13 protein-coding genes and 1 pseudogene are annotated in these 13,345 nt (G+C 64.3%); 5 read left to right on the forward strand and 9 right to left on the reverse strand.

The window, feature by feature from the left end; genetic code table 11:
* Window positions 1–197 precede the first annotated feature (197 nt).
* Window positions 198–875 carry a methyltransferase domain-containing protein gene (locus OQF71_RS10630; RefSeq protein WP_280587618.1) on the reverse strand — a complete coding sequence of 226 codons (678 nt, stop codon included), beginning with the start codon at window positions 873–875 and terminating at the stop codon, window positions 198–200.
* Window positions 876–991: 116 nt separating this feature from the next.
* Between OQF71_RS10630 and OQF71_RS10635 the strand changes: the two genes are divergently transcribed.
* Window positions 992–1,435, forward strand: coding sequence for a DUF2391 domain-containing protein (locus OQF71_RS10635; protein WP_280587619.1), 444 nt, complete (start codon window positions 992–994; stop codon window positions 1,433–1,435).
* Window positions 1,436–1,437: 2 nt separating this feature from the next.
* Here the strand turns inward: OQF71_RS10635 and OQF71_RS10640 are convergent, their stop codons facing one another.
* Window positions 1,438–1,992 carry a magnesium transporter gene (locus tag OQF71_RS10640; RefSeq protein WP_280587637.1) on the reverse strand — a complete coding sequence of 185 codons (555 nt, stop codon included), beginning with the start codon at window positions 1,990–1,992 and terminating at the stop codon, window positions 1,438–1,440.
* A gap of 68 nt (window positions 1,993–2,060) precedes the next feature.
* Window positions 2,061–2,633: a magnesium transporter gene (locus OQF71_RS10645; protein ID WP_280587621.1), complete on the reverse strand. Its 573-nt coding sequence runs from the start codon at window positions 2,631–2,633 to the stop codon at window positions 2,061–2,063.
* A 179-nt stretch (window positions 2,634–2,812) separates the two neighbouring features.
* On the opposite strand from OQF71_RS10645, the gene OQF71_RS10650 reads away from it, so the two are divergent.
* On the forward strand, window positions 2,813–3,391 hold the full coding sequence (locus OQF71_RS10650) for a hypothetical protein (protein ID WP_280587623.1): 579 nt from the start codon (window positions 2,813–2,815) through the stop codon (window positions 3,389–3,391).
* A gap of 14 nt (window positions 3,392–3,405) precedes the next feature.
* Here the strand turns inward: OQF71_RS10650 and OQF71_RS10655 are convergent, their stop codons facing one another.
* Window positions 3,406–4,275, reverse strand: a complete 870-nt coding sequence (locus OQF71_RS10655) for a hypothetical protein (RefSeq protein ID WP_280587626.1) — start codon at window positions 4,273–4,275, stop codon at window positions 3,406–3,408.
* Window positions 4,276–4,510: 235 nt separating this feature from the next.
* On the opposite strand from OQF71_RS10655, the gene OQF71_RS10660 reads away from it, so the two are divergent.
* Window positions 4,511–5,059 carry a hypothetical protein gene (locus OQF71_RS10660; RefSeq protein WP_280587627.1) on the forward strand — a complete coding sequence of 183 codons (549 nt, stop codon included), beginning with the start codon at window positions 4,511–4,513 and terminating at the stop codon, window positions 5,057–5,059.
* Between the two features lie 53 nt (window positions 5,060–5,112).
* On the opposite strand, the gene OQF71_RS10665 is transcribed toward OQF71_RS10660, so the two are convergent.
* The 4 genes from OQF71_RS10665 to OQF71_RS10680 form a co-directional block, all read right to left on the reverse strand.
* The gene (locus OQF71_RS10665) at window positions 5,113–6,294 is read right to left on the reverse strand and encodes an aspartate kinase (protein ID WP_280587628.1); all 1,182 of its coding nucleotides are present in this window, start codon (window positions 6,292–6,294) and stop codon (window positions 5,113–5,115) included.
* Between the two features lie 335 nt (window positions 6,295–6,629).
* Complete coding sequence (locus OQF71_RS10670; RefSeq protein WP_280587629.1) at window positions 6,630–7,349, reverse strand: Zn-ribbon containing protein; 720 nt, start codon at window positions 7,347–7,349, stop codon at window positions 6,630–6,632.
* Window positions 7,350–7,760 carry a DUF2073 domain-containing protein gene (locus OQF71_RS10675; protein WP_280587631.1) on the reverse strand — a complete coding sequence of 137 codons (411 nt, stop codon included), beginning with the start codon at window positions 7,758–7,760 and terminating at the stop codon, window positions 7,350–7,352.
* Window positions 7,760–8,401, reverse strand: a complete 642-nt coding sequence (locus OQF71_RS10680) for an Era-like GTP-binding protein (RefSeq protein ID WP_280587633.1) — start codon at window positions 8,399–8,401, stop codon at window positions 7,760–7,762. The genes OQF71_RS10675 and OQF71_RS10680 overlap by 1 nt, the downstream gene beginning before the upstream one ends.
* A 1,143-nt stretch (window positions 8,402–9,544) precedes the next feature.
* On the opposite strand from OQF71_RS10680, the gene OQF71_RS10685 reads away from it, so the two are divergent.
* Window positions 9,545–11,305, forward strand: coding sequence for an orc1/cdc6 family replication initiation protein (locus OQF71_RS10685; protein ID WP_280587635.1), 1,761 nt, complete (start codon window positions 9,545–9,547; stop codon window positions 11,303–11,305).
* A 448-nt stretch (window positions 11,306–11,753) separates the two neighbouring features.
* On the opposite strand, the gene OQF71_RS10690 is transcribed toward OQF71_RS10685, so the two are convergent.
* A complete protein-coding gene (locus OQF71_RS10690; RefSeq protein WP_280587636.1) occupies window positions 11,754–12,896 on the reverse strand; it encodes a S26 family signal peptidase in 1,143 nt (380 codons plus the stop codon).
* Window positions 12,897–13,013: 117 nt separating this feature from the next.
* Here OQF71_RS10690 and OQF71_RS10695 point away from each other — a divergent pair.
* Window positions 13,014–13,345, forward strand: a pseudogene (locus tag OQF71_RS10695) (DNA polymerase II small subunit); the annotation flags it as partial.

Genomic DNA, 13,345 nt, shown 5'->3' on the forward strand with positions numbered 1-13,345 from the left:
CGCTGGGTTTTGCGCGCTTGGGTGGTGCGTTGGTGTCGCTCACCGTCGATCTGAAGTCAGTCGTTTATAAACGAGCGGCTGGGGCTTTGGAGAGGTTCACCGTCGATCTGAAGTCAGTCGTTTATAAACGAGCGGCTGGGGCTTTGGAGAGGTTCACCGCGTTATCGACAGCGGTGATTTATAAACGATCTACTAATTCAGGGCGCGACGCCGACCGTCAGCAGCGTCCCCCACGTCCGGTAGCGGTCGACCATCGCCTCGCGGGAGTCCCAGTCGTCGGTGGGGAACGCGTCCGCGTCCGGGATCTCGATCTCGCGGTCGGGGACGTTGTCCTGTGCGGCGACGTACAGGCCGGCGTCGCGGAACGTCTCGCGGTACTCCTCGCGGCTCCAGAGGGTCATCTCAACGGCGATGTTGTCCTGCCACGCGTGGGTCGATTCGCTCTCCGCGAAGTAGTTCACGGCGCAGTAGAAGGTGCCGCCGGGCTTCAACACGCGCCGGATCTCCCGGAGCGTGTTGTGCGGGTCGGCCGCGTAGTAGAACGCCTCCATCGAGAAGACGTGGTCGAGCGAGTCGTCGGCGAAGGGGAGCGCGTCGAAGTCGCCGACGAGGAAGCCCACCGCGTCGTCGTCGGTGTAGCTCCGGGCGTTGCGGGCCATCTCCGGCGCGCCGTCGAGCCCGTAGCCGCGGCCGATGCCGCGCTCGCGAAGCGCGCGGAGCGCGTAACCGGAACCGGTGCCCAGATCGAGGACGGCGTCGCCCGCCTCGACCGGCATCCGCGCGAGCACGTGCTTCGCGGTGTGCCAGTGTCTGTCCTCCATCCCGCGGTCCTTCCCCGACGCCGCCCACTGGTCGAACTCCTCGCGAACGCTCATGGCGGTACGACGGGCGGACGGGTGAAAACCGGTTCGGAGGGGGACGACCCCGCGCGACGCGGGGTGCACAGTCGAAAAGCGTCGCCGTTTTATCCGCCGCCGTCTCTTCGGGAAGTATGAACCGTCCGCGGAGCCTCCGTCGACCGAAGTTTCGGATTGCGGACTCCGCACAGCAGGCGGTCGGCGGCTTCCTCCTCGCGGGACCGTTCGTCGTCACCGAGGAGGTGTGGGTGCTCGCCGCGGGCATGAACTGGATCCAAGGAGTACTGACCGCAGGGGTCGTCGGGCTGATCGGCTACGCCGCGCTCTATCGGGCCGACACCGACCGCGATCCGGATATCGAAAAGGAGATCGCGGGGATCCCCGTCCGGTTCGTGTCGCTGATGATCGTCGCGTTCGGCTCCGTGGCCGTCCTCGCGGTGCTGTTCGACGCCCCAGACACCTTTCTCATCGAACAGGGGGTGACGGGGATCGATCTCTGGGCGACGACGGCTAAGGCCGTCTCGGTCGGGGCGGTGTTCAGCGTCGTCGGCGCCGCGACCGCCGACAGCGTGTTCTGAGCTCACACGACCACGGAGACGACGCCGAAGAGGATCAACACGCCCGCGATGTCGCAGACGTTGGTGACGACGGGAATCGTCGTGTCGTCGGGGTTGAGGCCGGCCCGGTAGGAGGCCTCCACCGCGGCGACGCTGGTGACGACGACGAGGACAGCCAAGAGCATCCCGGAGACCAACGAAACGAGGAGCACCCGGCCGAGCCCGAGCGTACCGCCGAGGGCGACGCCGATGGCCCACGCGGCGACGCCGACGATCCCGAAAACGGTCCCCGCCAGCGCGAACACGGCGCCGGCGTTCGCCCTGAGGTCGGGGTTCGACCGGTCGAGCTCGTAGGTCCCGAGGTAGAGCTGGGTGGTGAGCCGGGAGCAGGTGATCGACGCGAGGTTCCCGGCCGTCCCGATCTGGACCGGGACCAACACGAGCAGCGCCGGATTGCTGACGAGCACCGCCTCGAACGTCTCGAGGACGGTCCCCGAGACGAGCTGGAGCACCGACAGCGCGGCGAGGAGCGGGATCATCGTCCGGACGATCCGTCGGATCGACCACTCGTCCGTCATCGTCGTCTCCGGGGTGGCCGTCGAGCGTTCCCCCGGGCCGGCGGAACCGCCGACATCGCCCGAATCGGTCACAGCACGACCCCCACGACGTAGATTCCGACGAGGAGAAAGAGGACCCCGAACACGTCGCCGAGCGTCGTCACGACCGGCCCGATCACGTTGTCGGGATCGAGCCCTCGCCGGTAGCCGACGAAGATGACGGTGATCAGCACCGAGATCATCAGCACCGCCGAGAGGAATCCCGCCACGACCATGATCCCGACCAGTTGGAGGAGGTTCCCCGCCGTCCCCAACAGCGTTAACCAGAGGTAGGTGACCACGGCGATGAACACGGAGACGGTCATTCCGTTGATGAACGAAGCGAGAATAGCGTTCGTGAGCCGCCGGTCGAGCCGGAATCGAGGCTCGATGAGCCCCTGGTGGAGTCCGGTCGAGAGGCGCGCGCCGAGCGAGCCGTAGACGCCGCCGCGCGTCGCGAGGAACGCGGGGAGCAGGAGGAGGAGCCCCGGAACCTCCGAGATCCCGGCTCGCATCGTCTCGGACCCGAGAATGGTGCCGGCGAACAGCCCGGCGATGAGGCTGACGAGGATCACCGGCAGCGCCTGACGGTAGACGTCGCGCGCGGTGTCGTGGCCGGCCATTATGCGTGCCGACGCGAGGGAGGCTGAAAAAACCGGTCGGCCCGCGTCGTCCGCGTCGAGGACCGGTAGACGGACGCAGTCCGCATCGCGACACACGCAGTCCGCATCACGAAGTACGCTGTCCGCATCGCGACACACGCGGCCCGCATCGTTAAGTCGGTCGGGCGGTTTCCGATCCCATGGACTACTCGCTCGCCGTCGAGAACGGACCGGAAACGATCCCGGGTGGGACGGGGCTTCTCCTCGTCCACCCGAGCATCGGCGAGACGGACCGGATCGACACGGACTTTCTGAAGACCGACACCGACGCGTTCCTCGTCGTCTCCACGCGGACGACCGCGCGCGAGGTCGAACAGAAACTGGAGTACTACGACGTCGACGAGACGAAGGCGACCATCCTCGACACGCTCTCCGTCGAGCGCGGGTACTCGCGGCGCTCCAGCGACGACGTGTACTACGTCTCCGCGCCCGACGACCTCGACGGGGTCGTCGACCGGGTCGAGCGGTTCCTCACCGAGAACGAGGGAAAGCGGCGCGTCTCGGTCGATTCGCTCACCGAGATGGCGTACTACGCCGACGACGACGCGGTGTACGAGGCGGCCGCGGACATCCTCGACCTCCTCGATGAACACGACGCGGTCGGGATCTTCCACCTCTCCGAGGAGGTCCACGAGGTCGCGACGCTCGATCGGTTCCGGGAGCTGTTCGAGGGCGTCATCGAGCTCGACGGCGACGGCAACGTCATCGTCGACATATAACGAGACGGAACGAGTCAGGACCCGTCGTCGACCATCGAGTCGAACGTCTTCTCCGCCCACTTCACCGCGTAGGGAGCGCCGCGGTCGCGGTAGGCGGCGGTGTCGAGCGCGGCGAACGGAGCGGGGAGGTCGAGCCCGTGACGAACCGCCGAGCAGGCGTACTCCGTCGCGCCTGCGAAGTCGGTCTCGCCGCGAGCGACCTCACCGACGAGGTCGCCGAGCCGCCCCTCAAGCCGGTCGCCGGCGTCGAGCCACGCGTCGAACAGTCGTGGATGGCGCCCCTTCCACGAGGCGAAGACGTCGCGGGTGTACAGCCCCACCCACGCGTCGAACAGGGCGGTCGCGATCTGGAAGACGTCGTTCGGACCGCGCCCCGTGGTCGAGGCGCCGGTGTCGGGATCCGGCCGGCGGATCGCGGCGTCGAGGTCGCGGTAGCGCCCGGCGAAGAACGGGAGGAAGCTCTCGGGAAGCCGGGCCGACGGCGTGGCGTCGGGGAGCGAGCCGGAGGACGGCGAGACGCCGACCTGCACCAGCCGGTCGGCGATCAGGAACGCGAGGAAGTCGTCGGGCGTCCCCTCCGCCCGCTTCTTGACGAGCACGGTCTGGGGATCGGTCTGAGTCGTCCGGACGACGGTGCCGTCCCCGGGGAGCCCGACGGTAAACGCGGGACCGGCGTACCTCCGGAGCAGTTCGGGCACCTCGTCGGAGAACCACTCGGTCGGAAAGGAGGCGGGCGAGAGGCCGTCGACGAACAGTCCGAGGTCCTCGGCCGCCGCCGGCGGGAGGGTCTCGAAATCCGCGTCGACGTCGAGAACGGGCGATCCGGCCGCGTGTTCCTTGCGAACCGCGTCGAGGTCGTCGCTGAGCGGCCGGGACGAGAACATCAGCCGAGCACGTACGAGAGGATAATGAGTACGGACAGGGCCGCCGAGACGCCGATCGTTCCGAGCACGATCGTAGTGGATTTGCTCATATCGGCATCTGGGACCGCCGGTCGTTTAAATCTATATTACTTCGAGCGGGTGGACCGAGAGCCGTGCGGGCGGAGCGAGGGGGACGGCCGACGGGTCGAGAGCCGAGCGTCAGCGGGTTTATACGGATCCGTCCGATAGCCGTGGTATGCGGATCCGTGACGCACTCGAATCCGACGCCGAGGCGCTGGCAACGGTGACCGGTCGGCCGGAAGACGTCGTGAGGAACATGATCCACGACCGGTCCGTTCGAGTCGCGGTGGCAGACGACAGCGACAGAGGCGACGGAGAAGACGGCGACGAGGGCGACGGAGAAGACGGGGACAGAGGCGACGGCGACGAGGGCGACGGAGAAGACGGCGACAGGGGCGACGGAGAAGACGGCGACAGGGGCGACGACAATAGAGAGGAAACGGTGCTCGGGTTCGTCGCGTTTGACGTGCGCGACGGCACCGTTCACGTGACCGACTTCGACGGGAGCGGATCGACGGTCGAACGGCTGTTTGAGGAGCCGCGGCGGTTCGCCCACCGGGAGGAGATGGGGGTCGAGGTCGTCGTCCCGAACGACGAGGCGACCAGTGAGGTCATCGAGGCGTCGGGGTTCACGGCCGCGGGAAAGGGTCCGCGGTTCGAGGGGCGACGGACTACCCGATACCGGATCGAGTTCGAAGAGCTGAACGGGCAGAGCGGCGATTGAGGAGGGACAAACCCGGGTTCGGAACGGAGAGAGCGTGTCGTCGAATCGAGCTGTTAGTCGAACCGCTGTTGAACGATTTCGAGCGACTCTTCCCTGTCGTTCCAGTCGACGAACACAGCGACGGAGGTTGCGCTCGTTATGAGATCGATGATGTTGATACCGGCGTCGGACAACGGCGCGATGATCTCTTGGATGACGCCCGGCTGGTTCGGGAGCTCGCCGCCGGTGACTCGGATGACGGCGATGGGATCGGCGACGGTCACCGACGAGAGCGTCTCGTCATCGACGACGGCCTCGTGGAGAAGCGCCTCGGCGGTCTCCGCGACATCGACGTCGACGTAGAACGTGACCGAGTCCATGCCGGAGGCGACCGCGTCGATGTTGATCTCCTCCTCGCGGAGGGCGTTCGCAAGCTGCGAGAGGATACCGGCCCGGTTCCGGATCGCGCGCCCGGCAATGGTGAGGCAGGCGAGCGGCTCCTCGCGCATGTCGATCAGGCTCTCGAACTGGCCCTCGATGCGAGTCCCGCCCCTGAGGAGGTCGCCGTGTTGGTAGTGGACGACCCGGACCGCGAGGTCCTCGTCCTTGTACGAGAGCGCCGACGGCGCGACGACCTCCGCGCCGCGGAAGGAGAGGTTTCGCAGCTCGTCGACGGTGATCCGGCCGACGTTCCGCGCCCCCTCGACGACCCGCGGATCGCCGGTCATGACGCCCTCGACGTCGGTGACGATCACGACCTCGTCGGCGTTCATGTAGTTGCCGAGCATCACCGCCGTCGTGTCTGAGCCGCCTCGACCGAGCGTCGTGACGTTGCCGTCGTGGTCCTCCGCCAGGAAGCCGGTGATGATCGGGACGACGCCGTCGAGCCGCTCCGCGATGGCGTGCGCGCGCTTCTTCGTCTCCTCGACGTCGACCTCGCCGAGCTCGTTCGTGATCACCGGCCAGTCGGGGTGTCCCGGTTCGAGGAAGACGGCGTCGATATCGCGGACCGAGAGCGCTGCTTTGAGCATCCTGACGCTGGTACGCTCGCCCATCGAGACGATCTCGGCGCGGTCGGAATCGTCCGTCTCGAAGGTGATGTCGTCGAGGAGGTCGTCGGTGGTCGACCCCATTGCGCTCGCGACGACGGCGATCTCGTGGCCGGCCTCAACCGCGTTCGCGACCGAGTCGGCAGCGCGCTCGATGCGGTCGCCGCTACCGAGGCTTGTTCCACCGAACTTGGCGATTACGCGCATACGCACACCTTGTCACGGCGATTCTCGTCGCGGCGATTTCGACCGTGTTCGTCGGCGGCGGCCCGAGACACAGCGCTGAGCGGTCGCAATCGAACGGTGTGTCGGATCGAACGAGAGGCGACTCGAGATCCGAAATTGAAAACGTGATCAGCAGACATGGGCGCCCGTAACGGAGGAAGCCGCATAACTGTGTCCACTTCGACAAGGGTCGCCCGAACGTACAGTTCGATCAGAGGATCGGATTTGAGAGTCGGAGAGTAGGATCGGATTTGAGAGTCGGAGAGTAGGGACGAGAGTTGGGTCAGTGCGCTACTTGTCGAAAACTCCCTCCGGCGTCACTCGTCTTGGATGCCCCACGCGTCGGGCATCTCGATGACGTATCGGCCGTCCTCCTGCAGCGAGATGATGTACTCTTGGCGGTCGTACAGCTCCATCAGGTTGAGCTCGTACTTCCCGGGGCTCACAATCCGGATGCTCTCGAACTGCTCATTGAGTTCATCTCGAAGTTCACCGATGTCGGGACGAGGTCCGTCCGGGTCGCCGGAGCCCCGAGACTCCGCCCCGGATTCGGAGTCGATCGGCTGGCTCGCTCGGTCGAGTTCGTCCGGTGAGACGACATCCGAACGGGCGCTCGCCTGCGCGACGTCCTCCTCGCTACGTTCTCGAACGTGTTCGGTTCCGGTCGTCGAGTCGCTGGATCCTTTTTCGAGGTCTGAACCGGTCGTATCCGTCGATTGAGTGTTCTTCGATGACTCCCGTGGGTTCGGTGGTTCACCGTCGACGGTGGCCTCCGAATCTGACGCGGCGGTGGCGTCGACATCGGTGGGATCAGTCGGAGCGGAGGTGGATCGTTCTGTCTCGCTGGGTGACGACTTCTCGTTGGATGCCGACTGCTCGTTGGGTGCCGACTGCTCGTTGGGTGCCGACTGCTCGTTGGTAGTCGCGCCCGTCGGTTTGAACTGGAACTTATTCCCACCGCAGTCCGGACAGCCGGAGAGCATCTCCTTCGAGCCGTCCTGAAACGTCCGGCCGCAGGTGGTACACTGGTGGGGCATTTATTTGCGGGAGACGAGCGTGCTGATGAGGTTCTCGTCTTTGTGCAGCGTCTCGATCCGGTTGGCCGGGCCGATAACGGTGAGCTTCTGCGCTGACTTCCGACCCATCAGCTTGTCGAGGAAGCTCTGGTTGTTCGTCTCCGCCTTCGGGTACGTCTCGATCTCGATGCCGGTGAAGTCGTCCGGGCTTATCTCGGTCATCGTCACCTCGATCAGCTTCGACTCCTCGTCGGGAGACAGCCCCTCCTCGAGGATCACGATGTTGCCGTCGCGGACGCCGTCGAGAATGAGGCGGATCTTCTCCATACCGGTGAGCCCCTCCATCCGGGCGCCGCTTATCATGTCGATCCGGACGCCGTCGTCGTGGTCGGACGACGTGTCGCCGTCGACGTTTGGGGTCGGTCCGGGCATCAGCCGAAGTACTCCGCGATCTTCGTGTACACTTCGTCCATGTTGTCGCCTTCGAGCGCCGAGAGCGGGATCGTCTCGTGTTGCGGGAAGGCGTTGGCGATCTGCTGGACGTCCGCACCGGGAAGGTCCGTCTTGTTCGCGAGGATGAGCGCCGGGAGGTCTTGCGATTCGATGATCCCGATGAGCATCGTGTTCACCTGCGTGAATGGGTCGTTGGTCGAATCGAGCACGTAGATGACGCCGTCGACGTCCTCGCGGAGCCAGTGCATCGCCTCCGCGACGCCTTCGGTCGCCTCGCGGGAGCGACGCACCGCGTCGTCCTTCTCCATGTCGTGGTCGAGGAACTCCTTGTAATCGACCTTCGTCGTCACTCCCGGCGTGTCGACGATGTCGATCGTGACTGTCCGCCCGTTTCGCTCGATTTCGACGTTCTCTTTGCGCCGAGCGCGTCGAGTCTCGTGCGGGATGTGGCTCTCTGGCCCGACGGCGTCACCCGTCCAGTCGCGTGCGATCCGGTTTGCGAGGGTCGTCTTTCCGGCGTTCGGCGGTCCGTAGATCCCGATCCGTTTGGGTTCGTCGGCCGCGAACAGCCCGTCTGTGACCCGTGATATGCTGTCTTTGAGATTCGTGAGCAGTCCCATCCTGACCTCCAATCCTGGTTTCTCCCGAACGAGCCGGGTCCGTATTACCGCCCGATCCGGCCGCGCCCGTCGTTCATTCGGGGAATTAAGACAGAATCCGCGCTCCTCTCACTTAAGAACTGCGTCAGACGCTCAGAACGGTCGTTATTGAACGCGTGCGGTTTTGAGCCCCTCGATATCGAGATCGTTTCCGGTAGCAGACATGAGCGAGGATCGGATTCGAGAGGCGATCCAACGAGGCCGTTCGATTCTGGCGTCTCGACTGACCGTTCTCGTATTGATCGGGTGACAGGGAACTCCGTGCAGCGCATCAGCGTAACCTTCTCCACCCTCACCTTTTCGTCGCCCTTCCTCCACTCTCTCTTTTCTCCACTCTCTATCTCCATCCTCTCTTTCTATCTCCATCCTCTCTTTCTCTACTCTCTCTTCCGTTCCCCTCCCCCACCCCTTCGTTTCGACTGGAAACGGCCAGCTGTAGGGTCGGGAAGTGAGAGTGACTCGGATGTTGGACCAGCCTGCGTTTAGTACACTATACAATCTTTTCAAACAACCCTTACCTACCAACAATTATAAAAGATAGATTGTCGAGGGTACTGTACTCTTGCTTCTTATATAAAATCTTGCATTCTAATAAGACCGTCTACACACCCCCACCCACCTGAGCCGGGTTCCACACGAAACAAAGGGGTGTGGGGGTCCCCGGGAACTACTCACATCGAAATAGGTACTGTGTCACGCCTTTCTATCATGTCAGAGACGGCCGCGATCGATCCACGCCAAACGAGCGGTCGCACCACCGAGTAGCTCTCACTCCGCTTCTCGTGTGTTGGTGATCATCGTTTGCGGATGATCAGCTCCCCGTCTATGGACGATCAGATTCTTGTTTCGACAGGTGGCCTCGTACCGGCGGGTCGATACGGCGGACATCACCGTCGGACATGACCGGAGTTCTTCCGACTTTCTCATTGGCGACTATCGTTTCAACTCCGGAGAGCAACACTTTTGTACCGCCTCTTCATCTGGTTCGACTGCATCAACTGGACATCCCGAGACACGAATTGTGCCGGATGTCCACGTTTCAGGCCGGAACGCGACACACCTCGCTTCCACGCGAGGTATCTCCACCTGAAACAGGGGGGTAATATGGACGAAAGAGAGCACACATCGCAGGCGGGCGAATCGGAGGACAGCGGCAGGGAAACCGGCGAACCGGCTACGACCGACGGAGACCCCGATGAGCCTCCTTCGAATCCGACGGACCGCGGAACCGAGGAGTCTGACGATCACCCGGGGGAATCGGACGACTCCCGACGACCCCACTCCAACACCGGATCGAATTCCGGTCCGGAGATCGGTTCGAGTTCGGATCCCGATGTCGATCTCGGGACCGACAGCGGGAATGAGACCGGTGTTACCGCCGACACAGACGTCACCGCCGACACAGACGTCGGAAGCGGTGGCCGTGACCGTTCCTCCCCCGACGTCGACTTCGACGGGGTCGTCCTCGATGACGACGACGACAATCAGGGGCTGTTCGACGATCTCCTTTCCGGCGAGCCGATTTTCGAGAACAAGGAAGTGCTTCGGCCGTCTTACACCCCTCACGAGCTCCCCCATCGGAACGACCAGATCAATCGAATGGCGACGATTCTCGTTTCGGCGCTCCGCGGCGAGACTCCTTCTAACATTCTCATCTACGGAAAGACGGGCACCGGTAAGACCGCATCAGCGAAGTTCGTCTCGCAGGAGCTCGAATCGACCTCACAGAAGTACGATGTCCCCTGTGAGGTCGAGTACATTAACTGCGAGGTGACCGACACGCAGTACCGCGTCCTCGCCCAGCTCGCCAACACCTTCATCGAGAAGAATCAGCAGGTCATCGCGGATCGCCTCGACCGCTACCGAGATCTCAGATCCAGGGCAGTCGACGACTCCGAAGCACTGGCCGGGACCAAGTTCGTGACGCTCGACGACCTCGACGCGCGGATCGACGAACTCGAGGCCGACGCGGAGGAGATGGAGGAAGTCCCGATGACCGGCTGGCCGACCGATCGGGTCTACTCGACGTTCTTCGAGGCGGTCGACTACCACGAGCGGGTGGTCGTGATCATGCTCGACGAGATCGACAAGCTCGTCGAGAAGAGCGGCGACGACACCCTGTACAATCTCTCGCGGATGAACTCCGAGCTCGACCGGTCGCGGATCTCCATCATGGGGATCTCCAACGACCTGAAGTTCACCGACTTCCTCGACCCCCGAGTCAAGTCCAGCCTCGGTGAGGAGGAGATTGTCTTCCCGCCGTACGACGCGAACCAGCTCCGGGACATCCTCCAGCATCGGGCCGATATCGCGTTCAAACAGGAGGCGCTCACCGACGACGTGATCCCCCTCTGTGCGGCGTTCGCCGCGCAGGAGCACGGCGACGCCCGTCGCGCGCTGGACCTCCTCCGAACCGCGGGAGAGCTCGCCGAGCGCTCGCAGGCCGAGATCGTCGCCGAAAAACACGTCCGGCAGGCGCAGGACAAGATCGAGCTCGACCGCGTCGTCGAGGTGGTCCGGACGCTCCCGACCCAAAGCAAGATCGTCCTCTTCGCCGTGATCCTCTTGGAGAAGAACGGCGTTCACAACATCAACACCGGCGAAGTGTTCAACATCTACAAGCGCCTGTGCGAGGAGATCGACGCGGACGTGCTCACGCAGCGCCGCGTCACGGACCTCATCAGCGAGCTCGATATGCTCGGGATCGTCAACGCGGTCGTCGTCTCCAAGGGACGCTACGGCCGCACGAAGGAGATGGGCCTGTCGGTCCCGGTCGAGGAGACCGAGGCGGTGCTGCTGTCTGATTCTCGCCTCGGCGATATCGAGAACGCCCAGCCGTTTGTCCAGGCTCGATTCGACAACTGACTCACGTCACCTCCGTCCGCGACTGTCACTCGAACGCCATCGGCGACACCCTGTCCAGCTCAGCCTGTCGCCACCACTTAACTGAATCGAGGCGCTAAGCTCCTTTCCTCAACGTCCGAACGGAGGGCGTAGGGAAGGGATACACCGCCGCACTCCGTTCTTGCACGTACTTTGTCACATTTTCCCACCCACACGGTCGAGTTGTGTAGTACGATGCTCACCACGTTTCCGGCGGTGTTCAAGCGCGAGAAGAAGCGCGCGCCGTTGGCTGTGGTCGAATGTCCGTCTGGTAGGAGCGGGACACTCTGAACCACCCGTGAAGGGAACTCACCTGCGGAGTCTGGAACCTCTGTGTCCACGTCGGATGCAAGTTCCGACACAGAAACAGGAAGCCCTGTCTTCTACAAGCGAGAGGCGGGTAGCCCCGACTGCGGTAGGGCAGGGTAGTTCACCCCGACACGCTCGCGACCGAACCTCCACCCGAAATGGTGGGCCCTCCGACACACCCGAGCCAGTCAACCCCGTCATATCCACCGACCGTCTCGCGCCCATCAACCGAATCGGAGTCCGCCGTTACGGTCGTCACGAGCACGTCGCTCAGTTCGGCCTGGCCGCTCGCGATCAGCCGCACGTATCCAAGGTACGGGATCCGAACCCGTGCGACGCCGGTCACCCACTCTGCCCTGACCGGAGGCGCGAGCCCGTTCGCTTGATCGTACGCGCCATTGTTGTCGCCGAGCGTGATGAATCCCTTGTTGGGGGCGGGGCAGTGGCGGAGCTCGGTGCACCCCTCCGCGCTGTGGTACTCCTCGTCGGCGCGGTCGTACCAGTTTTCATCCTCCTCGACGTGGAACATCGCCCGGTGAATGATCGGTGAGGCGGTCCGCCCCGGCGGTCGGTATATCACCACCGACCCGTACGATCCGAACGTCTGGTAACCGGCCGCTTGCCCGCCTTCGTGTGTCACCACGCCGATGTCGTTGTTCGCCGCGTCGGGCGCGAACCGTCCGGGTTCCGTGACGAAGACGAGATCGCCGACCTCCATGTTCGGCTCCATGCTCCCGGACTCGACGGCGACCATCGGTGGCCACACCCCGCTGACCCCGAACAGGAGTAGGCCGATCGCCAGCACGATGGCGACGCTGGAGAGCATCTCCCGGATCCACATCAAGGCGCCCTCCTTGTCGTGACGGAACCGATAGACGAGCCCTTCGGATTCCGTCGGGTCGGCCCCGGCGTCCTCCCGCACTGTTCGCTCGCTCTCGCGACCGTCGCCTCCCGTGAATGGGTCTCTGTTGATCGGTTCGGCCGTCTCAACGGTGTCGGTCGGTTCGGCCGTCTCAACGGTGTCGGTCGGTTCGGCCGATGCGGATATATCGGCCGGGTCGGTCGGATTTGATGCGTCGGCCGATTCGGATTCCTCGGCCGGAACAACCGACTCGGGCGTGTCGGCTCGATCGTCCGACTCCGGGTTGGCCGTGTCGGCCAGACTGTCCGACTCCGGCTCGTCGCGATCGGTCCTCTCCTCGTCTGATCCCTCGCTTCGCTCGGCCGGATCGCGGTCGGTTTCCGGCCGATCCCCTTCGTCCATTACGTCCGGGTTGACGGGTTCCGGTGATAAGCTTCCGGGTCGCCGCTCTCACCGAGCCGCGGGACGGCGGCCTCGCCCTCCGGAACCGTTTTGAGTCGCACCCCCCTCTCGACTGTCGTGCCGCTGGAGTCGAACGCTCGGATCGTCAAGGAGCTCGCCAGACGGGGATACAACGCGGAGCGAGAGGCGGTCACCCTGCTAGCGAGCGCGTCCGACTCCGCAGCAGTCCTCGAATCGGCAGTCGATCGCGCCCCCGACGACGCACTCCGTATCACCGCCGATCACGTCCGCGCGGCGGTCGATTCGGACGATGCCGGTGCCTCCGCTCCCGCCACTTCTTCGGACCCCGGCACTTCTTCGGACCCCGCCACTCAATCCGACCCCGCCACCCGCCCCGACCGCGACTCTGGAACCTCGTCCGCTTCGAACGTCGACACAGCCCCTGATAC

The organism is Halorubrum sp. Boch-26, from assembly GCF_029889805.1.
Lineage (GTDB): Archaea > Halobacteriota > Halobacteria > Halobacteriales > Haloferacaceae > Halorubrum.

Excerpts from the sequence above, each read along its gene's own strand:
- OQF71_RS10635 (WP_280587619.1), top strand. The coding sequence starts at position 992 with ATGAACCGTCCGCGGAGCCTCCGTCGACCGAAGTTTCGGATTGCGGAC.
- OQF71_RS10685 (WP_280587635.1), top strand. The coding sequence starts at position 9,545 with ATGGACGAAAGAGAGCACACATCGCAGGCGGGCGAATCGGAGGACAGC.
- OQF71_RS10660 (WP_280587627.1), top strand. The coding sequence starts at position 4,511 with ATGCGGATCCGTGACGCACTCGAATCCGACGCCGAGGCGCTGGCAACG.
- OQF71_RS10645 (WP_280587621.1), bottom strand. The coding sequence starts at position 2,633 with ATGGCCGGCCACGACACCGCGCGCGACGTCTACCGTCAGGCGCTGCCG.
- OQF71_RS10655 (WP_280587626.1), bottom strand. The coding sequence starts at position 4,275 with ATGTTCTCGTCCCGGCCGCTCAGCGACGACCTCGACGCGGTTCGCAAG.
- OQF71_RS10690 (WP_280587636.1), bottom strand. The coding sequence starts at position 12,896 with ATGGACGAAGGGGATCGGCCGGAAACCGACCGCGATCCGGCCGAGCGA.
- OQF71_RS10630 (WP_280587618.1), bottom strand. The coding sequence starts at position 875 with ATGAGCGTTCGCGAGGAGTTCGACCAGTGGGCGGCGTCGGGGAAGGAC.
- OQF71_RS10670 (WP_280587629.1), bottom strand. The coding sequence starts at position 7,349 with ATGCCCCACCAGTGTACCACCTGCGGCCGGACGTTTCAGGACGGCTCG.
- OQF71_RS10665 (WP_280587628.1), bottom strand. The coding sequence starts at position 6,294 with ATGCGCGTAATCGCCAAGTTCGGTGGAACAAGCCTCGGTAGCGGCGAC.
- OQF71_RS10680 (WP_280587633.1), bottom strand. The coding sequence starts at position 8,401 with ATGGGACTGCTCACGAATCTCAAAGACAGCATATCACGGGTCACAGAC.
- OQF71_RS10640 (WP_280587637.1), bottom strand. The coding sequence starts at position 1,992 with ATGACGGACGAGTGGTCGATCCGACGGATCGTCCGGACGATGATCCCG.
- OQF71_RS10675 (WP_280587631.1), bottom strand. The coding sequence starts at position 7,760 with ATGCCCGGACCGACCCCAAACGTCGACGGCGACACGTCGTCCGACCAC.
- OQF71_RS10650 (WP_280587623.1), top strand. The coding sequence starts at position 2,813 with ATGGACTACTCGCTCGCCGTCGAGAACGGACCGGAAACGATCCCGGGT.